Origin of the sequence: Chitinophaga varians (assembly GCF_012641275.1) — a bacterium.
Lineage (GTDB): Bacteria > Bacteroidota > Bacteroidia > Chitinophagales > Chitinophagaceae > Chitinophaga > Chitinophaga varians_A.
In genome coordinates this window covers 1,350,765-1,373,176 of the sequence record NZ_JABAIA010000001.1, presented here as the reverse complement: position 1 = coordinate 1,373,176, position 22,412 = coordinate 1,350,765, and the positions used below count along the sequence as shown (strand labels likewise).

The 22,412-nt window shown below is 49.0% G+C and carries 17 protein-coding genes; 14 read left to right on the top strand and 3 right to left on the bottom strand.

Translation table 11 applies throughout. The annotated features are described in order from the left end of the window. The first annotated feature begins 126 nt into the window (after positions 1-126). From HGH92_RS05550 to HGH92_RS05540, 3 genes are all read left to right on the top strand, one after another. Positions 127-3,177, top strand: coding sequence for a tetratricopeptide repeat protein (locus HGH92_RS05550; RefSeq protein WP_168869750.1), 3,051 nt, complete (start codon positions 127-129; stop codon positions 3,175-3,177). Positions 3,178-3,418: 241 nt separating this feature from the next. Next, positions 3,419-5,821: a transglycosylase domain-containing protein gene (locus HGH92_RS05545; protein ID WP_168869749.1), complete on the top strand. Its 2,403-nt coding sequence runs from the start codon at positions 3,419-3,421 to the stop codon at positions 5,819-5,821. Positions 5,822-5,983: 162 nt separating this feature from the next. Then, positions 5,984-7,141: a thioredoxin family protein gene (locus HGH92_RS05540; RefSeq protein ID WP_168869748.1), complete on the top strand. Its 1,158-nt coding sequence runs from the start codon at positions 5,984-5,986 to the stop codon at positions 7,139-7,141. Positions 7,142-7,212: 71 nt separating this feature from the next. Here HGH92_RS05540 and sucC read toward each other — a convergent pair whose 3' ends face one another. Continuing rightward, complete coding sequence (gene sucC, locus HGH92_RS05535) at positions 7,213-8,424, bottom strand: ADP-forming succinate--CoA ligase subunit beta (RefSeq protein ID WP_168869747.1); 1,212 nt, start codon at positions 8,422-8,424, stop codon at positions 7,213-7,215. Between the two features lie 128 nt (positions 8,425-8,552). Here sucC and HGH92_RS05530 point away from each other — a divergent pair, with 128 nt between their 5' ends. The 8 genes from HGH92_RS05530 to HGH92_RS05495 all read left to right on the top strand — a co-directional run bounded on the left by HGH92_RS05530 (position 8,553) and on the right by HGH92_RS05495 (position 17,044). Next, complete coding sequence (locus tag HGH92_RS05530; protein WP_168869746.1) at positions 8,553-9,374, top strand: purine-nucleoside phosphorylase; 822 nt, start codon at positions 8,553-8,555, stop codon at positions 9,372-9,374. A gap of 39 nt (positions 9,375-9,413) precedes the next feature. Continuing rightward, positions 9,414-11,372, top strand: a complete 1,959-nt coding sequence (locus HGH92_RS05525; RefSeq protein ID WP_168869745.1) for a putative porin — start codon at positions 9,414-9,416, stop codon at positions 11,370-11,372. 173 nt (positions 11,373-11,545) lie between these two features. Further along, positions 11,546-12,562: a hypothetical protein gene (locus HGH92_RS05520; RefSeq protein ID WP_168869744.1), complete on the top strand. Its 1,017-nt coding sequence runs from the start codon at positions 11,546-11,548 to the stop codon at positions 12,560-12,562. 84 nt (positions 12,563-12,646) lie between these two features. Next, positions 12,647-13,042: an HYC_CC_PP family protein gene (locus HGH92_RS05515; protein WP_168869743.1), complete on the top strand. Its 396-nt coding sequence runs from the start codon at positions 12,647-12,649 to the stop codon at positions 13,040-13,042. A gap of 80 nt (positions 13,043-13,122) precedes the next feature. Then, positions 13,123-13,668, top strand: coding sequence for a heavy-metal-associated domain-containing protein (locus HGH92_RS05510; RefSeq protein ID WP_168869742.1), 546 nt, complete (start codon positions 13,123-13,125; stop codon positions 13,666-13,668). 18 nt (positions 13,669-13,686) lie between these two features. Continuing rightward, complete coding sequence (locus HGH92_RS05505; RefSeq protein ID WP_168869741.1) at positions 13,687-14,541, top strand: hypothetical protein; 855 nt, start codon at positions 13,687-13,689, stop codon at positions 14,539-14,541. Positions 14,542-14,547: 6 nt separating this feature from the next. After that, entirely contained in the window at positions 14,548-15,117 is a 570-nt protein-coding gene (locus HGH92_RS05500) for an AraC family transcriptional regulator (protein WP_317166379.1), read from the top strand. Positions 15,118-15,370: 253 nt separating this feature from the next. Continuing rightward, complete coding sequence (locus HGH92_RS05495) at positions 15,371-17,044, top strand: murein L,D-transpeptidase (RefSeq protein WP_168869740.1); 1,674 nt, start codon at positions 15,371-15,373, stop codon at positions 17,042-17,044. A 73-nt stretch (positions 17,045-17,117) separates the two neighbouring features. Here the strand turns inward: HGH92_RS05495 and HGH92_RS05490 are convergent, their stop codons facing one another. Then, a complete protein-coding gene (locus HGH92_RS05490; protein WP_168869739.1) occupies positions 17,118-18,347 on the bottom strand; it encodes an NADP-dependent isocitrate dehydrogenase in 1,230 nt (409 codons plus the stop codon). Positions 18,348-18,635: 288 nt separating this feature from the next. Further along, positions 18,636-19,907, bottom strand: a complete 1,272-nt coding sequence (icd, locus tag HGH92_RS05485) for an NADP-dependent isocitrate dehydrogenase (RefSeq protein WP_168869738.1) — start codon at positions 19,905-19,907, stop codon at positions 18,636-18,638. A 190-nt stretch (positions 19,908-20,097) separates the two neighbouring features. Here icd and HGH92_RS05480 point away from each other — a divergent pair, with 190 nt between their 5' ends. The 3 genes from HGH92_RS05480 to HGH92_RS05470 all read left to right on the top strand — a co-directional run bounded on the left by HGH92_RS05480 (position 20,098) and on the right by HGH92_RS05470 (position 22,411). Next, on the top strand, positions 20,098-20,703 hold the full coding sequence (locus HGH92_RS05480) for an SGNH/GDSL hydrolase family protein (protein ID WP_168869737.1): 606 nt from the start codon (positions 20,098-20,100) through the stop codon (positions 20,701-20,703). A gap of 43 nt (positions 20,704-20,746) precedes the next feature. After that, the gene (locus HGH92_RS05475) at positions 20,747-21,415 is read left to right on the top strand and encodes an FAD-binding oxidoreductase (protein WP_168869736.1); all 669 of its coding nucleotides are present in this window, start codon (positions 20,747-20,749) and stop codon (positions 21,413-21,415) included. Between the two features lie 255 nt (positions 21,416-21,670). Next, positions 21,671-22,411 (top strand): LiaF transmembrane domain-containing protein, encoded by a 741-nt coding sequence (locus tag HGH92_RS05470; RefSeq protein WP_168869735.1) that lies wholly within the window; start codon positions 21,671-21,673, stop codon positions 22,409-22,411. Position 22,412: the final 1 nt, after the last annotated feature.

The following is a 22,412-nucleotide window of genomic DNA, read 5'->3' as shown; positions in this document are numbered from 1 at the left end:
CTATTTTATCCTATCTTTAAAATATTTTTTCAAACTTACAGTTATATATACAGCCTATACACCCTGGCATCCATGAATCGCTATAAATCGCTACGTCATTATCCGGTATTAATTTTTTTGTTGTGCATGGCTCCGGCGGTTTTGGCTCAAATCAAGCCCCGCAACCAGGCGCAGCAGCAGCAGCCACGACAACAGGACCCTCAAAGTCAGTCCCAAAAGCCGCTACTCAACAAGCCGCTCTTCAAACCAAAAGAGCCACGCATACAGGACAGGCGGCCACCTTCCGAAGTGATGCTGGAAAAAAAACACTGGACTTTCAAACGCAGGTTCTTTCAGAACCTGGCGACCCGCTATAACTATTACTTCCATGCCCGGGTGAAGCTGGACAAGGTGGTGAAAACCGTCAACCGCGACGGGCAGGACAATTACAACGTACTGCTGCCATTTTACCCTACCAGCCTGCAAAGTCAGGGATTCAGCAAAACGGAACTGGACTCCGTGATCGAAAAAACCAATATGGCCATCCAGTTGCACGACCCCCGCGGAAAATGGATCGACGACTGTTTCCTGCTAATGGGTCGCGCCTACTTCTATGAAGGCGATCTGGAAAATGCCAATAAAACCTTTCAATATATCAACCTCACTTTCGCGCCCAAGAAAAAAGACGAATACAAAACCGTTGTGGGCGCCAGTGAAAATGATCATATTTCCATTGCCACCCGCGAAAAACGGAAAGGTATCCTCGGCCGCTTCAAACACGTGTCCGCCCGTAACGATGCCTTCCTCTGGCGTGCCAAAACCCTGCTGGAACAGAAAGAATATGATGAAGTACAGGCACTGCTCAATATCCTGAGCACCGATCCTTACTTCCCGGCCCGCCTCGATGGCGGCCTGGCCGAAGTGAGGGCCTACAGCAACTATATCCAGGGCCGTTACCCCGAAACGATTGAACCGCTGAAAGTAGCCATCGATAAAAGCCGCGACAGGGTGGCCAGGGCCAGGATGCATTTTATCCTCGGTCAACTGTACCTGCAACAGCACCACGCCGATTCGGCCATGGACAAGTTCCGCGATGTGATCGCGTCCAGGCCGGACCCTATGATGGACTTTCAGGCCCGTCTCCAGATCGCTAAAATCAACGCAAAAAAAGAAGGGGGACTGGCGCGCAGCCAGGACGGTCTGCGCCACATGCTGAAGAAAGAGCGCTTTAGCCGCTTCCGGGACGCCATCCTCTACACCATGGGCACCCTCGCATATCCCGCAGATGCGGAAGCAGCCCTTGGTTACCTGCAGAAATCACTCAAAGCCGGTGGTGACAACATGGTGCAGCGTACGCTCACCTACAAGGCCATCGCCGATATCTATTATGATCAGCGCCAGTACCTGGACGCCAAAAAATATTACGACAGCACCGCCGGCACCATGACGCCCGACTTCGTGGATGCGGCCACTGTCAATGTACGCAAAACAGTTCTTGCCGACGTAGCTGCCAAACGTGCTGTAATTCAGCGGGAGGACAGCCTGCAGCGGATTGCCGCCATGCCGGAATCCGACCGCAACATTTTCCTCGCTAAAATGGCGGCCACCCTTAAAACAGCCGCTGCGGAAAAGAAAAAGAACGATGCCATGCAGGGCGCCAATTCCTATGACAACCCGGCCTTCGGGATGAACAACAACGGCGCCTACAGCCCCAAAGAAGAAAAAGGGGACTGGTATTTCTATAATCCTGCCAGCAAATCGACCGGTTACTCCGAGTTCAAACGCCGCTGGGGCAGCCGCCAGGTGGCCGATAACTGGCGTCGCAGCCAGGCCGGCAATCTCCATGTGGCCAATAACAACGACGCTCCGGTACAAATGAGCACCGACGGCGCCACTGCCGCTGCTACACCGGAAAACCTGCCACCAGACAGCATTACCGGCGAACGCCTGGCACAAGGGTTGCCGCTGACACCGGAGAAACTGGCCAACTCCCATAAACTGGACCAGGACGCCCGTTTTGAACTGGGCAAACTGTATTACGATAAACTGGAAAACTATCCGCTGGCGATAGAAACCTACGACTCGCTGCTGCTCAAATATCCGGACCACCCGCGTAAACCGGAGATACTCTACTCCCTATACGTATGGCATGGTAAACTGAACCACGCTGCTGATGTGGCCCGCTTAAAAGATATCATCCTGAAGCAGTACGGTAATACCAACTACGCGGATATCATCCGCTCCGGCGGCAACCGCGATACGGATTTAGCCCGGAAAAAGACTATCAGCGCCACTTACGATTCCGCCTATACGGCTTTCCGCAACGGAGACGTGGCCGGTGCGCTGGCTATCAAACACCGCGCTGACAGCACCTATGGCGTTAACTTCATGCAGGGCAGGTTTGACCTGCTGGAAGCCATGGCTATCGTTAAGCAGGACACCCTCATTGGCGTGGACAGTACCCAGGCTTCCCGTAAAGCCGTGCTGGCGGTGATGAACAAATACCCAGGCGACGAAGGTATCCATCAGCAAACACAAGCCCTGCTGGACGCGCTAGATCATCGGAATGAACTGGTAAACTATCTCGCTAAACTGGAAATAAGGAAAGATAATAATGGCGGCCCGCTGCTGGATGAAAATATTTCCATGAAATATCCCTGGCAGAACCCGCAACCGGTGCTGGTAGACAGGATCAATGGCGCCAAAACACCGGCAGCCCTGGCAGATTCTGCCCATGTTTCCAACCAGATAGCCGGTAATGTGCCTACTGCGCCTATCGCTACGGTAGCGCCACCGCCGCCGCCCAAGCCGATAACGCCTTATAAACTGTCGGCAGACAACCCGCACTTTGTTGTGCTGGCGTTTCAGCGCGTCTCCAAAGAACTGATGGACGAAGGGCTGAACCAGTTCACCCGCTACAATGCCTCCAAACATGCTACCGATAAAATCGAAGTGGGCAGTTTTGTGTTGTCTCCTTCCGAAACCATGCTGATATTCAGAATATTCGCGAATGAAGACAAAGCCCTGAACTATTTCGATGAAATCCGGGAAGAAGCCGCTGTCAGCATTATCCCGCGGATAAGGCCTGCCGATTATTCCTTTTTTGTCATATCAAGAGATAATTTCATATTGCTTAACAGCACGAAAGACCTGATCGGTTACAGGAAGTTTTTTTCGGACAATTATGTAACACAATAATAGCAAGTCTTTTACAGCAAACTCAGGGGCTTGCGCCGGATAAGGGAATGTTAAATCCGGCAGCAATACCGGCCGGCATCATTAAATCTGCAAATATTTAATAGATTTGTGGGTCAAACTGTTAGTAAACAGGCCTGTTTATTGCTGTTAGAGGCTGTTTATTAAATATCTATTTTAACAGCCAACGATAGCAACTGTCCAAAAAACTCGGCGTACGCCGCAAAACAAATTAATATAGCGCATGAAAAAATCGGTGAAAATATTGTGGCGTGTAGCGTTTGGTATTTTAGCACTGTTCGTTCTTTTAATCTTACTGATCAACTTCAGGGTCATCGGCAATATGCCCTCCATGGAGGAACTGGAAAACCCGCGCGCCGCGCTGGCTTCCGAAGTAATAGCTGATGACGGGACCATATTGGGCAAATATTATCAGGTTGACCGCTCCAGCAGCGATTTCAATGAGATCTCCAAAAATGTGATCAATGCCCTGATCGCTACGGAAGAAACCCGCTTTTATCAGAACTCCGGTATCGATGCCAAAGGCACTATGGCCATCCCTTTTTACCTGCTGATCGGTAAAAAGCGCGGTTCCAGCACCATCACCCAGCAGCTGGCACTCAACCTGCAAACAGATAACCTGGGTAAACAGCGTGCCACCAATCCCGTTAGCAGGGCTTTCCAAAAACTGCAGGAGTGGATCATCGCCGTGAAACTGGAAAGAAACTTCACCAAACAGGAAATCCTGACACTGTACCTGAACACGGTCGCTTTCGGTGATAACGTATATGGTATTGAAAACGGCGCCCGTACTTTCTTCAGTAAAGATGCCGGTCACCTTTCCATCGAGGAAGCAGCGATACTGGTGGGCATGCTGAAAGGCAATACCCTCTACAATCCCCGTCGTAACCCGCAGCTGGCCCTGGCCCGCCGTAATACGGTGATAGACAACATGGTGGATGCCAATTTTATCACCCCTGCAGAAGCTGCCGCTGCTAAAAGCAAGCCTATTGTATTACACTATAATAAGATAGACCACAACAAAGGACTGGCGCCTTATTTTCGCGAAGTGCTGCGTGATGAGGTGAAAGCCTGGTGTAAAGACCATAAAAAAGCAGACGGCACGCCGTATAACCTTTACCGTGACGGCCTCAAGATTTATACTACCATCAACCCACGTATGCAGTTGTATGCAGAAGAGGCGGTGTCCCGTCACCTGCAAACCCTGCAGAAATACCTGTCTAACCAAAACGACGTGAAAACAGGCAACGTGTGGAAAAAATGGCCGCAGTACCTCGATAAATACACGAAAGAATCTGACCGCTACCGTAACATGAAAGAAGCGGAGGCTTCTGATGAAGATATTACCAAGTCCTTCAACACCCCGACCAAAATGAAGGTGTTTGCCTGGAAAAGCTTTACAGAACCGGACCTGAACGAGATTGATACCGTGATGACGCCGCTGGATTCCATTAAATACATGCGTGCGGTGTTACAGGCCGGCTTCATGGCCATGGACCCTGAAAGCGGTGAGGTAAAAGCCTGGGTAGGCGGTCCGGATTTCCGTTACTTTAAAAATGACCACGTAGCTAAAACCCGCCGTCAGGTTGGCTCTACCTTTAAACCGTTCCTGTATTGCTTTGCGATCATGAACGGTATGTCGCCCAACACCATGCTGCCCAACGAACCGATCACTATCGGCAACTGGACACTGACCCGCAACTCTGAAGGCAGCGTAGGCGGCAGTATCTCTATGGCAGGCGCATTGGCCAGATCTCTCAACCTGGTGTCCGCCTATCTGATTAAACAGATTGGCGCCAAAGCCTTTGCAGACTTTGCACAGAACAAAATTGGCTTCACCAGCAAAATAGAACCTTATCCATCCATCGCGCTCGGGGTATCTGAAATATCCCTGTACGAGATGTTGCAGGCCTACACCATGTTCCCGGCCAGAGGTATCAATACCAAACCGATCTATATCACCCGTATAGAAGACCGTTACGGTAATATCCTCGAAACCTTTGCCCCGGTGAAACGTGAGGTGATCAGCGAGAAGGAAGCATACACCATGGTGAAGATGATGGAGGGCGTATTGCAGCCCGGCGGCACCGGCGCCCGTATGCGCGGCACTTATAAAATGCAGGGTGAAATGGCCGGTAAAACCGGTACCACCAACGATAACACCGACGGCTGGTTTATTGGTTACACCCCTAAACTGCTGGCAGGCGCCTGGGTAGGTTGCGAAAACAACTTTATCCACTTTGCCACCACCGGTATAGGTCAGGGCGCCAATACAGGCCTGCCTATCTGGGCCTATTTCATGCAGAAAGTATTTGCCGATAATACACTGAAAGTTACCAGCAGTGATAAATTCCCGGTGCCGGCCAATATGACGGATGAAACCTACTCCAACTTTGACACCAACGTGAAACCCGGTGCAGAAGCGGAAGATATCGGCAACGGTTCCGAATCCGACTACCAGACCAATGAGGAAGACATGTACTCACCGGGGGCTGACAAGCCGGCGCAGGAAACCACCAGGCCCAAAGAGGAGAAGCCGGTAACGCCAAAGCCTAAAGAAGATAATAAAGACAAGGGAACACCTGCCACACCCAAAGCAGTATATCCTCCTAAAAAAGATAGTTAATCATAACAGGGGCTGACCATAAAGGTCAGCCCTTCGTTTTTTATATCATCGCCCTGAATTGCCGTCTATCCAATATCCTATAGGATTACAGGGATATTACTTACTATTGCGGTCTTAGAAAACCAAACCAACCAACCAACAACCAAACCATTAAAAAAGCGTATGCAAAAGCTAACCAAAGCATTGCTGGTAGCTGCGTTATTGCCTGTTATGGCCGTAGCGCAGGTCAGTACCCAATTCATTAAAGGCAGCTGGAAAGAGCTCACCAACAGGGCCAGGAAAGAACACAAACCTATTTTTATCGACACCTATTTTGAAGGTTGCCATGCCTGTAAAGACATGGAAGTAAAAGTTTTTCCACGGCCGGAAGTAAAAAAGTACATGGAAGAAAATTTTATCTGTACCGGTTATGACGTGTTTAAGGAAGAATTTGGGATGGAGATGTGCCGCAAGTATTTTATGCGCGGTTTTCCCACTTACCTGGTTATTTCCGGTGACGGCCAGTTGCTGGACAGAAGCTCCGGTTACCAGGAGCCTGACAGGTTCATGGCCTTTCTGAAAAACAATATTGTCCGTTACAAAGCCGGTAAAACACTGGCCGGTTTTGGCAACAGCCTTTCCTCCAAAGACCCCGCTTTCTACAGGGCCATGTGGGACAAGAATTACAAAGGCGGAGATAAAGACGAGATTGCGGGGTATCTGGCCAAACAAAAAGACAAGCTGGCCGAATCCACTTTTAAGGTAATGCAGATGACCGCTGTGCTGCCGGATGATTACCGCACATTTTACCTGAAGAACCGGGGCGCTTACCTGGACCGTTTCGGTGAAGATCTGAACATCAATATCATGGACAAGCTGCTGAAGCAGGATATAGCTGCGCTGCCAGCCGCCCTGGACAAAGCCGCATTTGACGTGTTCCTGCAAAAGCAGCAGGCCGTATACCGCCCGGAGGATTGGAACTATGTGCAGATGTATTATGCAGAAAACTACCTCTATAAAAAATGCAAAGATGTCAGGGCATTTCTCGAGTTTGCCGCTGCGCATCCGGACCGCAACGAAAACAGGGTGCGGTATATGCAGTTTTACCTGGGAGCGGAGTTAGCCAAAGATGCTGCCTTAAAAGCGCAGTACCTGAAATGGGCGGATGCGGTGGTGACTGCCGATGCCAGTCTGGAAAACCTGCAAGGGCTTGTACGGATGAGCAGGGGAGTAGACCAGGCGCAAGCCAGGAAATTCCTGGGCTGGGTGATTGATAAAAAGAAATCCTGGGGGGATGATACAGCGAAAGAAGAGGCCGAATTGAAGAATTTTGGCAGTTAAGGCCCGAAAAATCGAAAAAAAAAGCGGAGATCTGCTGATCTCCGCTTTTTTAATATCTGATAATCCAATGATTAGTTCAGTGCTTTGTTCACCAGGTCAGCAGCTTCACTGAGGAGGGTAGCAGACTGCACTTTCAGGCCGCTGGCTTCGATCAGTTCTTTTGCTTCTTTGGCGTTGGTACCCTGTAAGCGTACAATGATCGGAACGTTGATGTTGCCGATGGATTTGTAGGCGTCGATAACACCCTGGGCAACCCTGTCGCAACGAACGATACCGCCGAAGATATTGATCAGGATAGCTTTTACTTTAGGGTCTTTCAGGATGATGCGGAAGCCTGCTTCAACGGTTTGTGCGTTGGCAGTACCACCTACGTCCAGGAAGTTGGCCGGATCACCGCCGCTCAGTTTGATCATGTCCATGGTCGCCATGGCCAGACCGGCGCCGTTAACCATGCAACCTACGTTACCGTCCAGTTTCACGAAGTTCAGGTTATATTTACCAGCTTCCACTTCGGTTGGATCTTCTTCGGTGATGTCGCGGAGGGCTTCCAGGTCAGGGTGACGCATCAGGGCGTTGTCATCCAGGTTTACTTTGGCGTCAACGGCAATGATTTTCTCGTCGCTGGTTTTAAATAACGGGTTGATTTCCAGCATGCTGCAATCCAGTCCTACGTAAGCGTTGTACAGGTTGGTAACAAATTTCACCATGTTTTTGAACGCTTCGCCGCTCAAACCGAAGTTGAAAGCGATATTACGGGCCTGGAATGGTTGCAGGGCCATGTTTGGCTTTACCCATTCTTTGTATATTTTTTCAGGAGTACTGTGCGCTACTTCTTCGATATCCATACCGCCTTCAGTAGAATACATGATCACATTCTGGCCTTTAGCGCGGTCCAGGAGGATAGACAGGTAAAATTCCTTTACCGGATTAGGGCCAGGGTAATAAACGTCCTGTGCTACCAGTACTTTGTTTACCAGTTTGCCTGCTTCGCCGGTCTGTATGGTTACCAGTGTGCCACCCAGGATGTTGCCCGCAATGGTTTTCACATCTTCCGCATTTTTTCCTACAGCCACACCTCTCTGCTCAGTTCCACGGATTTTACCTTTACCGCGTCCACCAGCGTGAATTTGCGCTTTAACCACTGCAAACTCATTACCATACTGCACCTTCAGTTGCTTGTAAGCTTCGGCCGCTGCTTCCGGTGTTTCTACCGGAATGCCTTCCTGAACCGGTACATTATATTTTTTCAACAGTTCTTTAGCCTGGTACTCGTGTAAATTCATCGCAATAAAATTTGCCGCTAAAATAGGTCATTATGATTTAAATATAAAACCGCATTCATTTGTGAATTAAAAAATAACTTTGCGCGGGTTTGTTTTTTAAATCCGACTTTTAATTAATGCATAAACAGATGAGTGAATTAACGGACCAGATCAAAGAAGCTGGGGATTATATCAGAAAACACTGGCAGGAGACGCCTGTGGCCGGGGTGATATTGGGAAGCGGGCTGGGTAACCTGACCGGTGAAATAGAACAAAGCATCGAAATATCTTATCGTGATATTCCCCATTTCCCCGAATCTACGGTGGAAGGGCATTCCGGGAAGCTGATACTGGGATATATGCAGGGCAGGCCTATTGTTGCAATGGCCGGCAGATTCCACTATTATGAAGGGTTTTCCATGAAACAGGTCACTTTTCCGGTAAGGGTGATGAAGGAACTGGGCATTCATACCCTGTTCATTTCCAACGCTGCCGGCGGTATGAACGCTGACTTTAAGGTGGGTGACCTGATGATCATCAGGGACCATATCAACCTGCAGCCGGAGCACCCGCTGCGTGGCCGTAATGAGAATACACTGGGGCCCCGTTTCCCGGACATGAGCGAACCCTATTCCAAAGAACTGATCCTGTCAGCGTTTCAGATAGCTGCAGCCAACAATATTGACCTGCATACCGGCGTATATGTAGGCGTACAGGGTCCTACTTTCGAAACCAGGGCGGAATATAAATATATGCACATCATCGGCGGAGATGCCGTAGGCATGAGCACAGTACCGGAAGTGATCGTAGCGGCACATGCCGGCCTGAAAGTCTTTGCCATGAGCGTTATCACCGATATCGGCATCCGTGAGGAAGAAAATGTGATCACCCATGAGGAAGTACTGGAAGCGGCCCATGCGGCAGAACCCAAGCTAACGCTTATCTTTAGTGAATTAATCCGGCAACTATAAACGTTTTGTCATTTTCGGATGAGGCAATTTCTTATTATCATGGTCCTGCTGTTGGCAGGTAGTCATTCCTTAATGGCACAGTTCAATACCAGCCGGTTCGGCAATACGGGCGGTGGCGGCGGCTCCAGTAAAATGCAGCGAGACACGATGCACCACCACGAAGAGCCGGACACGCTTACATTGACTTACCGTTACCTCGGTGAGCCGACGGATTTTACCATCGACTCGTCTGTGGCGGATTTCAATATCGACTTCCTGAAAGTGCCGGCCAACTATATGACGCTGGGCAACAGTGGTTCAGCTGCCCGTAATATCATCTTTACACCGCTGATGAAACCCGGATTTGACGCCGGTTTTCATGCGTACGATATCTATGGCTTCAACCACGCCAATGCCAGGTTTTATAATACCAACCGTCCTTATTCCGAACTGAACTACCTTGTAGGCAGCAAACAGGAGCAGGTGATTGGCGTAACCCACACCCAGAACCGTACGGACCGTTTTAACTTCGCCTTCGACTACCGCAAGGTGAACGCGCCCGGCTACTACCGCACGCAAACCACCAACCACGATACCTACCGGCTCACCGCCCGTTACCAGAGTAAGAACAAGCGGGCCAATACTTATCTCAGCTTTTACTACAACAAACTCAATGGGGGCGAAAACGGCGGCATCAAAAGCGATACCTTCCTGGCGAATAAAGACTACAGAAACCGCCAGAGCATTGATGTAAACCTTGGTAACCAGGAAGTGACCCAATATGCCTTCTTCGGTACCAAAATTCCCGTAAAATCGCAGTACCAGGAAACCGGGCTGCTGATCCAGCAACAGTACGACTGGGGCCGCGGAGATACCCTTCACATCAACGACTCGACGGACTATTACCGCTACCGGCCTATTTTCCGGGTGCAGTACACGTTTAACTTCCAGAACAACAACTACCAGTTCATCGACAATAGTCAGGATACTTTTTTCTACACCCGCCATTATGGGTTTGACTTCATCAGGGCCGGTGATACCATCCAGGCCAAACATCAGTGGAAAACAATCTCCAATGACCTGTCGCTGATACAGTTCCCGGTGCTGGGCAACCTGGGCCACTTTATTAATCTCGGCGCCCGCTTTGAAAGCATTACCGGCACCTTTCTCGATGCAGACATCAATTTCACCAATCTTGCGCTGCACGGGGAATACCGCAACAAAACCCGCAATAAACAATGGGATTTCTCTGCCCGTGGCGAGTTTTACGTAGTGGGCCAGAATATCGGGGATTACAGTATTTACGGTAGTTTGCGACGACATATCAATGACCTGCTGGGCGATGTGAAGTTGTCTGTCAGCAACGTGAACCGGGAACCATCTTACGTATACAAGTTTTTCAACAGTAACAGGGATACGTGGTACAACAGTACTACTGCCAAGGAAAATACCACCCAGCTACAGTTTGCGGCCGAAAACCCCAAACTGAAGTATAGCCTGGCAGTGAACTATTTCCTGTTCACCAACTACACATACTTCAAGGATTATTTCCATAGCGCGCAGTCACCCAACCTGTTCAACCTGTTACAGGTGGTGTTTAGCAAGAAATTCACCATCCGCCCGTTCTCCTGGTATGCGGAAGTGGCTTTCCAGCAGCGCCATGGCGAAGGTCCACTCAACGTGCCAGCTGTCTGGACACGTCACCGCTTTGCTTTCGAGAAATTGTTGTACCGGAACCTCAACCTGATGACAGGGCTGGAATTCCGCTACAATACCTCCTATAACGCTGACGACTACTCGCCGTTGCTCGGACAGTTTGTTTACCAAAACACGACCAGCGTGAAATACAATGCACCGGACATTGCTGCGTTTGCGCATTTCCGTATCAAGTCTTTCTCCGCGTTTGTGCGTGCAGAAAACCTGAACGTGTTCTTCACACAGAACAACCATTCCGCCCCGCTGTACCCTTACAATAACTTTGATTTCAGACTGGGACTGCGTTGGTGGTTTATTAACTAATCAGGCAATTCATCATGCTGCATCTTGTATCTCTGAGAAGATACAAGATGCAGATAAATATCCTATATTGACAGCCGTTTTAACCCGTAACCTATATTTATGGAATGTGCCCTGTCGGTAATTGCGTTCCGCGGTTAGCCTTATCGTCCAAATAAATATTAACATCTTATACTATGAAACGTTTTATCCTTGTCGCCCTGCTGCTGCAATGCGCCTTTGCAAGCACTATTTACGCGCAAAACGAACCTGTAGAACAGGGAATGGTGCAGATTTTTGGAAATGAAGAAGGCGCCGCCTGGCTGAACGGTGGTGATTCCTGGCAGAATATTACCAAAGGGTATTACATGCCGATAGATCATATATTTTCCAACCCGGTGAAAGCCGGATATGTAAGACAGTACTATGTATTAGTTAGAATGGCGGATAATATGAGCTGTGGCAATATGCAGTTCCGTTTTTGGTTTCCCTGGGCGCATAGGCCTGGCCATCAGTTTGATATTGGTAGGTCCTGGGGGGCTATCTACGAAGGTACCTTTTATGCCGTGCAGATACCGACTACTATTGCCCAGGCAGTAGCGGCAGGAACAAATGCGCAGGGCGCGAATTTATATTGGAGAATTGATGGCCGAATTGTCGGTTGTGACGGCGTTGGGTCTGCTGTTGCAAAAATATCCGGCATCTATCTGAGAGCTGTAGATGTTTATCAGGGAAGTACAGCTGCTGTAACGCTGAATACTGACGGTGAAAACGGAGTGTCCACAAAATATGTATTAGGTGGCACCTGGGGGACTATCGGTATAAGAGAAGGCAAAGTCGGCATTGGTACTTTTAATCCTACTGCACTGTTGTCTGTCGCTGGTGATATATATGCTAAAAAAGTAAAAGTAACCCAAAACGCTGCCGACTGGCCGGATTACGTGTTCCATCCTGATTATAAACTTCCTTCACTGGACAGCACCGCTGCTTTTATCAACGCAAACCGCCACCTGCCGGGCATACCTTCTGCGCAACAGGTAGCGCAAAACGGGCAGGATTTAGGGGAAATGAACCGGTTATTGCTGCAAAAAGTAGAGGAGCTCACTTTGCATATGATTGAAACGCGGGCAGAGAACAAAGCCTTAAAAGCAAGGGTGGAGCAGCTGGAAAAAGGGCAGGCATCTCCCGGAAAACAAAAAAGCAAAAAACGCTAACTGAATGTTAAAATAACCGGCGCATCCGGAAACTCACCTTGTCTGTCATAAAAAACAATTTATTGTAGTACTTTTGTACTTGATATGAAACGTTTTTTTGCCATATTTTTTGCTGTCCTGTACACGCTGTTAACCAGCGGGTTCACGGTAAACGTGCATTATTGCATGGGCAAACTGGCGTCCGTAAAATTGCAGAACGTTCCTGATGAGGACCAGTGCAAGAAATGCGGCCGGCCGGTAAAAAGTATGGACTGCTGTAAAAACGAGGTGAAATTCTGCAAGGTGACTACCTCCCATCAGGCGGCCAAAGCCCTGCAGCAGGATGCGCCGGTAACGGTTGACTTACAACTGCCGGTAAAAATCCTGGACACTCCTTCCTTGTTGTCCCTACAGCTGGCGCAAAGCAGCTATCCGCACGATCCGCCTGATATAGGCGCTGCTACGCCCGTTTTCCTCCGTAACTGTGTTTTCCTGATCTGATAACAGCTTCCTATTACTGTTTTCCGCTGCGCGGAAGACTATAGGTATTGCTGTATTTTTTAATTTATAAACATCAGATCATGAAAATATTATCCATTCTTTTACTCGCATTTGGTATCTCCTTTGGCGCCCAGGCGCAATATAAAAAAGCCAGTCTGCAGGCTTCCGGCCTCACCTGTGCCATGTGTTCACGCGCTACCCTGGAATCGCTCCAGACGTTGCCGTTTGTGGACAAAATAGATACAGACCTTGACAACACGACTTTTATCCTGCATTTCAAACCGGACGCAGCGGTCAATATCGACGCCATCAAACAGAAAGTGGAAGATGCCGGTTTTTCCGTAGGTAAACTGGTCGTGACTGCCAGCTTCAGCGACGTAAAGGTGCAAAACGACACCCACGTGCCTTTTGCAGGCAGCACGCTGCACTTTATGCATGTGAAAGACCAGGTGCTGAACGGTGATAAAGACATCACTGTCATCGATAAAGATTTTGTTTCTGCCAAACAGTTTAAAAAATACGCCACTGAAACCAGCATGTCCTGTTATAAGACAGGAGTGATGGCCGACTGCTGTACACCGCACGATGCCAAAGCTTCCAAAAGGATTTATCACGTCACTATTTAATCCTTACGGCTTCAGTATATGCGCAAATTTTTAATGATGGCTGTGGCGTTCTTTGCCTTCAGCCAGATAACAACAGCACAGGAATTATACGTTAACACGGAACCGGCCAGCAATATGCCTGCCAACTCGCTTGGTATCCGGCTTACCAACAAGTTCTTCAAAATGGAGCATGATGGTACCACCGGTATGCGGTTTGAGCCGGAAGTGATGTGGGGTGTCAATAAAAAACTGATGGTGCACGCTATCGGTTATGCGGCCAATATGATGCAATCCTCCATTCGGATGGAAGGCGGCAGCGTCTACGCTAAATACCGTTTTCTGTCGCTGGACCAGCAGCATGCACATTTCAGAATGGCGGCCTATGTAAAAGGTTCAGTCATCGACAATCCATATGTGCCGTCCACGCATGCCACCAAAAAGCCGTACGCCAATACAGACCTGGACCTGGAAGGGGCTACCTCCGGTGTGAGCGGCGGGGTTATCGCCACACAGCTGCTGCATAAGCTGGCACTGTCAACTACGTTGGGGTATTCCCGTTATATGAACAATATAAAGGACAATATCCCGGAAGGGTTCCCGAAAAATTCCGTAAATTATAGCCTGTCCGCAGGATATTTAGTGCTTCCGGTAAGATATAAGAACTTTAATCAGACCAATCTGAACCTGTATGTGGAGCTGTTGGGCAAAACCAATACAGACGCTGCAGGAAGAGGTTCTTATCTGGATATCGCGCCGGCTGTGCAGTTTATTTTCAACAGTACTACCCGGTTGGACCTTTCTTACCGCACACAACTCACAGGAGATATGGCGCGTAATTCATTCAACTCATTTATGGTACGTATTGAACACAACATTTTTAACATTAAAAAATAAACCTGCGTGAAAACAGATCTGTTCATAAAAAATATGGTTTGTCCGCGCTGTATTAAAGTAGTCAAATCAGTGCTGGAGGCGGTCCCGCTTACAGTGACCGACATTCAGCTGGGAAAAGCTACCGTGGATGGAAAGGTTACTGAACAACAATTGCAGGCAGTTTCAGTTGCTTTGCAGGCGGAAGGCTTTCTACTGATAGACGATAAAAAACAGCAGCTGGTAGCTGCCATTAAAAACATCGTTGTGGAAACCGTCCACTATTCAGAGTTGGATGACATGAGAGAAAATTTCTCCTCGCTGTTGGCCGGTAAACTGCAAAAGGACTATCATTACCTGAGCAGCCTCTTTTCTGAAATGGAAGGAGTGACCATCGAACAATACATCATTCAACAAAAAATTGAACGGGTGAAAGAACTGCTGGACTACAACGAATTGAGTTTAAGTGAGATCAGTTATAAAATGGGGTACAGCAGCGTGGCGCACCTGTCGGCACAGTTTAAAAAAGTGACCGGCCTTACGCCCAGCCAGTTCAAGCAACTGAAAACGCCCAAGCGTATTCCCCTTGATAAACTATAATTGTTAGAAGTTAGTTGTTTTAGTTTTAGTTGAAAGAGAGGCTACTGCTCACCGTAGCCTCTTCTTTAAAAATCGTGGGAGATGAAAAAAGTATTATTGTCAGTCCTGAAATTCATACAGTCTTTGTTCACCAAAAAAGAATGCTGCCGTTAAGGTGGTATCTGGTGCCGACAGTCATTGTCCCGGAGCGATTGCTCCGGGATTTTTATTTTTGGCATGGAAATTATATATCTTTACCCATCGATTTTTTCAGATGAAGTACAAGACTCTTATTTTTAGTTTGTTGTGCGGCTCCGGAATGTGTTTGTTGTTAGCCTGTGGACATGGAAAGAAGCACGCAACCCCCAAAAAGAAACAAATTGTCGCCAACATCCGGCAGCTGGACGAAGTGGTAAAAGAAAGCATTACCGAGAGGCTGTCAGCTATTCAGGACAACGATGGTGTGATGGAAGACAGTCTTCCCGCCTTCCGGCCTCAGGCCCTGCAGGACTTTTACAAGGAAAAGGAAAATGCCGGCCGCTGGTCGAAAGACGGTGTGCCTAACGCTGCCGCCGCTACGTTGATAGATGCTATCAAACAGGCGGAAGACGTAGGCCTGCTCCCGGCGCATTATCACGAACCGGCGCTCAACACGGCCTGGCAGCAGCTCAGCAACGATCCGGCAGCTAAAAAAGATGCCGCCCTGTGGGCGCGTATGGACGTAATGCTCACCGACGCCTTTATGAGAATGGCGTCTGACCTGCGTTTCGGAGCAGCGCCGCGCGACAGTGTGACGCTGAAAGCCGACTCCCTTTTCACCGACGCACAGCTGACCGCCAAACTACACCAGGCACTGGAACAGGGAGAGGTGACCACCCTGCTGCATGACCTCGAACCTACGCATCCGGGGTATGTGGCGCTGAAAGAAGGCATTCGTTCCTTCAAGGAAAAATATGCGGCCTATCACTGGGACACCTTACCGCTGAACTATACAGACACGCCGGCTTTCCGGCTACTGGTGGTTGACCGGCTGGTGCAAAGCGGCCATCTGGACACTACCGGCAGGGAAATAGACAGCACCCTGCTGAAGACCGGCGTAAAAGCATTCCAGAAAGAATTTAACATCTATCCGGACGGTGTGCCTGGCAAAAGGACGGTAATGGCCATGAACCGCTCGGTGCACGACTGGGTGATGCAGGCCGCTGTAAACCTGGACCGCTGGCGCAAACTGCCGGACACACTCCCCAGAACATATATCATGGTTAACCTGCCCGGCTATACGTTGCAGGTAGTGGACAGCGGGGAAGTGAAACTGGAATCGAGAGTGATAGTAGGTACGCCCCGTACCCGTACGCCTATTCTCAATTCCTACATGACCAACTTCATGCTGTACCCCTACTGGCGCGTGCCTTACAGCATTGTGTTCAAGGAAATGCTGCCCGCTATCAAGAAGAATGTCGGCTATCTGGCTTCTAAAAACCTGGAGGTGATCGATGCTTCCGGTAACGCCGTAGATCCGTCAACGATAGACTGGAGCAAACTGTCCAAAGGACATTTCCCGTATGTGCTGCGGCAAATGGACGGAGTGGACAATTCCCTGGGCATTATGAAGTTTAACTTCCGTAACAAATACAGTGTATACCTGCATGACACCAATAACCGCGGACTGTTCAAAAACTCCATGCGCGCCATGAGCCATGGTTGTGTGCGGGTGCAGCAGTGGGACAGCCTGGCGCAGTACCTCGTTTCATCGCCGGACACGGCCAATCACAAAGGAGACAGCGTTCGGGCATGGATTGAGCGGGAAGAAAAGCGACAGGTAGATCTTACCCGCCGTGTTCCAATTTACTTCCGTTATTTTACGGCAGAAGGTAAAGAAGGCACACTGGTATTTTACGACGATATCTACGGAGAAGATAAAGTGGTGCGTAAACAGATGAAATTATAAGTACACGACTATACGAAAAGCAAAGCCCCGGTCCATGGACCGGGGCTTTGCTTTTATGACAGATAATTTTGCTTTATTTAGCCAGTTTCGCTTTCAGGGCTTTGTCCAGCTCTTCCAGGAATTCTTCTGTGTAGAGGTAGTGTTTGCCGTGCTCCACTTTATTGCCGTGGATACAAACCGCGAGGTCTTTGGTCATTTTGCCGCTTTCCACAGTTTCGATACAAACCTGTTCCAGTGCCTGGCAGAAGTTGATCAGTTCCTGGTTGTTGTCCAGTTTGCCACGGAATTCCAGACCACGGGTCCATGCGAAGATGGAAGCGATCGGGTTGGTGGAAGTTGGTTTACCGGCCTGGTGGTCACGGTAGTGGCGGGTTACGGTACCGTGGGCTGCTTCTGCTTCCATGGTTTTGCCATCAGGCGTAACCAGGGTGGAAGTCATCAGGCCGAGGGAACCGAAGCCTTGTGCAACGGTATCAGACTGAACGTCGCCATCATAGTTTTTACAAGCCCATACAAAGTTGCCATTCCATTTCAGGGCAGAAGCAACCATGTCATCGATGAGGCGGTGTTCGTAAGTGAGACCGGCAGCATCAAAGGCAGTTTTAAATTCCTGCTGGTAGATTTCTTCGAAAATATCTTTGAAACGACCATCATATTTTTTCAGGATGGTGTTTTTGGTGCTCAGGTACAGCGGCCATTTTTTCATCAGGGCCTGGTTGAAACAAGCGCGGGCGAAGCCTTTGATGGATTCGTCGGTGTTGTACATTGCCAGTGCAACGCCGTCGCCTTTGAAGTTGTATACTTCATGTTCGATCACGTCACCGTTTTCACCTTCAAATTTGATGGTGAGTTTGCCTTTGCCTTTGGTCACAAAGTCAGTAGCGCGGTATTGGTCACCGAAAGCGTGACGGCCGATGCAGATAGGAGCAGTCCAGTTAGGCACCAGGCGTGGCACGTTTTTCATGACGATGGGCTCACGGAACACAGTACCATCCAGGATATTACGGATAGTGCCGTTCGGTGATTTCCACATTTGTTTCAGGTTAAATTCTTTTACGCGGGCTTCATCAGGAGTGATAGTTGCGCATTTGATACCAACGCCTGTTTCGCGGATAGCGTTAGCTGCATCAATAGTCACCTGGTCGTTGGTCGCATCACGATGTTCCATGCCCAGGTCAAAATATTTGATTTCTACGTCCAGATATGGAAGTATCAGTTTGTCCTTAATGAATTTCCAGATGATCCGTGTCATCTCGTCTCCATCCAGTTCTACCACCGGATTAGCTACTTTAATTTTTGACATTACGGTTTTTTTTAAAAAATTAGATTAAAAGCAACAAAAACGAACAACTATTCAAGCAAGTCCCTAAAAGGGATAATCACGAAAAATACGAATAGCTGGGAAAATTACAAAACATTTTCATAAGATGGCTTGTAAAGGGCTTTCTGCCAGATGTTCATTACATCAACAATATACAATAAGAAAGCAAAGGAGTGAAGATCTCCCTGTAATGATTATGTTAATACATAATATAACCATTACAGGGAGATCTTCACTCCTTTGCTTGTGTATCTGTCTGAAAGACGGGTATTAGTGTTGCATTTGTTTGATCACTTCGTCCGCGAATTCGCTGGTTTTTACCAGGGTGGCGTCGTCCATCAGGTTGTAGAAGTCAATGGTAACGCGTTTGCGGGCGATAGCAGTGCTCAGGCCATGCACGATGATATTGGCTGCTTCTTTCCAGCCCATGTATTCGAGCATCATTACCCCACTGAGGATAACGGAAGACGGGTTCATGGTGTTGGTGTTGGCGAAGCGTGGCGCAGTACCGTGTGTGGCTTCAAACACAGCATGACCGGTGAGGTAGTTGATATTGGCGCCCGGAGCGATACCAATGCCACCTACTGCAGCAGCCAGCGCGTCGGAGATATAGTCACCGTTGAGGTTGAGCGTAGCTACTACTGAGTAGTCCTGAGGAGCCAGCAGTATCTGTTGCAGGAAGTTGTCCGCGATCACGTCTTTGATCAGCAGTTTACCTTCTGCGATAGCTACTTTCAGTTCTTTATTGGCAGCTTCTTCGTTTTGGTCTTTTTTGGTTTGTTCCCACTGTTCCCAGGTGTACACTTTATCACCAAATTCTCTTACCGCCAGTGCATAGCCCCAGTTTTTGAAGCCGCCTTCGGTGAATTTCATGATGTTACCTTTGTGTACGAGGGTAACAGAAGGACGTTTATGCTCGAGTGCATAGAGGATGGCAGCGCGTACCAGTCTCTCGGTACCTTCGATAGACACCGGTTTGATGCCGAGGGAAGAAGTTTCCGGGAAACGGATTTTTTTCACGCCCATTTCATTTTGCAGGAAGTTGAGCAGTTTTTCACATTCAGGCGTACCTGTCATGTATTCGATACCGGCATAGATATCTTCTGTGTTTTCGCGGAAGATCACCATGTCCACTTTCTCCGGATGTTTTACCGGAGAAGGTACTTTGTTGAACCAGCGTACAGGCCTTACACAGGCGTACAGGTCCAGCTCCTGGCGCATGGCCACGTTCAGGGAACGCATACCGCCACCTACCGGGGTGGACAGGGGGCCTTTAATAGACACCAGGTACTCTTTCAACGCATCGAGCGTTGCAGCAGGCAACCATTCGCCGGTTTCCTGGAAGGCTTTTTCGCCTGCCAATACTTCTTTCCATTCAATTTTCCGCTCGCTACCATAGGCTTTTTCCACAGCTGCGTCGAATACACGGACACTGGCTTTCCAGATATCCGGACCAATTCCGTCGCCTATAATAAATGGTATGATTGGGTGGGTAGGGACCTGTAACAGGCCATTGTTCATCGATATTTTTTCTGCCGGCATAAAACGGTTTCTTTATGCGTTAACTTAATTGTTGTAATCGGGTGCAAAGGTACGGCATTCCGGTTTAAGGCGGGTGAACTTTTGCTTAAATCTGTGTGAAAAAGAGAGCGTATATAACTTTTTGCTTATGTTAAGATTAATGCTATTTTGCTGTTCCTTTTTTTGTCACAACAAAATTGCAGATACCCTTATGGTCCCATATTCTTTCCTGGCGCTGGGTGACAGCTATACTATCGGTGAAAGCGTGGCGGAAACGGAACGTTTCCCGGCGCAGACGGTCCGGCTGCTCCGTCAAAAAGGCATCGCCGTCAATGACGCTAAAATAGTGGCCACCACCGGCTGGACCACCGACGAACTGGAAAAGGGCATCCGGGAAGCGCGTATTACCGGCACTTTCGACCTGGTGACGCTGCTGATAGGGGTCAATAACCAATACCGCGGCCGCAGCCTGGAGGAATACCGGGAGCAGTTTACGCAGCTGCTGCAACAGGCCATCGACTTTGCCGGTCACCAGCCGTCGCATGTGATAGTGCTCTCCATCCCTGACTGGGGCGTGACACCCTTTGCGGCAGACCGCGACCGGGCCGCCATTGCCCGGGAAACAGACGCTTTTAATACGGCTGCCAAAGACATCGCAGCGGCGCACGGCGCCCACTGGCTGGACATCACGCCCTATACCCGGGAAGCCGCCCGGGACACCTCACTGGTGGCTGCCGACGGCCTTCATCCTTCCGGGAAAGACTACGCCCGCTGGGCCGCAGACCTCGCCGGGCTTGCTGCACATATACTGCGTTGAGCAAAAAATATCCTATATTCATATCAAACTGAAAACCTACTCTATGGAAAGCCATATCGTTAAAGTATTGTCCGTAACCCCTGTCACCCACAACGTAAGACGCTACAAGGTAGAAAAGCCGGAAGGATACACGTTTGTCCCCGGCCAGGCCACAGAAGTGGCAGTGAACAAACCCGGATGGGAAGAGGAACGCCGTCCCTTTACATTTACCAGTCTGAATGAATGGGACCACCTGGAATTCACCATTAAAAGTTATCCCGACCATCACAGCGTTACAGACCTGCTGGGGCATATCCAGCCAGGCGATAGCCTAATCCTGCACGATGTATGGGGAGCCATCCACTATAAGGGAGAGGGCGTTTTTATTGCGGGCGGCGCCGGCGTTACCCCGTTCATCGCCATTTTCCGCGACCTGCAACGCAAAGGGCAACTGGGCAACAATAAACTGATTTTCTCTAACCGTACCTATGCTGATATTATTCTTAAAGAAGAATTTCAGCAAATGTTGGGTAACAACTTCATTAATACCATCACCAGGGAAGAAGTGCCGGGCTACGACCACCATATTGTAGATGAAGCATACCTGAAAAGGAAGATTTCCAATTTTGACCAGCATTTTTATATCTGTGGGCCCGACCCGATGGTGCAACAGCTCCGGGAAGTGCTGGAGAAACTCTCCGGCAAGGCAGATCTTGTAACGATCGAAATTTAGCCCCGGGGCTAAAGCCCTGGGCTACGTTTAGTTTGCCAGCAGTTAATATTCACCTTCATGATTCATTTTCTTGCCTAATAAATCCCTTAATGTAGCCCGGGACTTCAGTCCTGGGACAGCAGAGGGTATTTTCACCGGCCTTTTCCTGCTTTTCACCGGTAAAACCGCATTTTTAGCCTAATGGCCCTTTTACAGCCGGTGCCGCCGTCCTACTTTTGTATCGTTAAAACATTCCAGCCATGAAAACAAAAAACAATGATAAATGATGATTTGATCGCCAAAAGAAAGAGAGGACGCAGTATTGGCGGTATTATCCTTATCCTCATCGGTACTTCCCTGCTGTTGCAGCGACTTGACCTGGATATCCCCAGCTGGATATTCTCCTGGCAGATGATCCTGATCGTAATAGGCCTGGCACTGGGCTTCAAACATAACTTCAGAGGCGGTCCCTGGTTTGCCATGATCACCGTAGGCGGCATTTTCCTGGCAGGTGAAATTATGCACTGGCCTTATAACACGGCCAAGTTTATCTGGCCGGTCGTACTGATCGCCATCGGGGTAACGGCCTTATTTAAAAGGCATAACGAACACATGTTCAGCGATGCCCGGTATTTCGCGAAAGACCGTACCAGCAGTGATATCTCTTCTGACATGGACACCATCAACATATCATCCTGTTTCAGTGGCCTGGAAAAGGTGGTCACCTCCAAAAACTTCAAAGGCGGCTATGTCTCCAACGTATTTGGCGGTACAGACCTCAACCTGATGCAGGCAGACATCAACGGTACTGTGACTTTGGAAGTGACCGCCATCTTTGGTGGATGTGAGATTGTGGTACCGGCCAACTGGACCGTGAAAGTAGACATCTCTACCATTATGGGCGGCGTAGAGGAAAAACGCCCTGCCGCCCTGCTGGGAAGTATTGATAAAGACAAAGTATTGCTGCTGAAAGGCTCCTGTATCTTCGGCGGAGTGGAGATCAAAAGCTTCGCTTAAA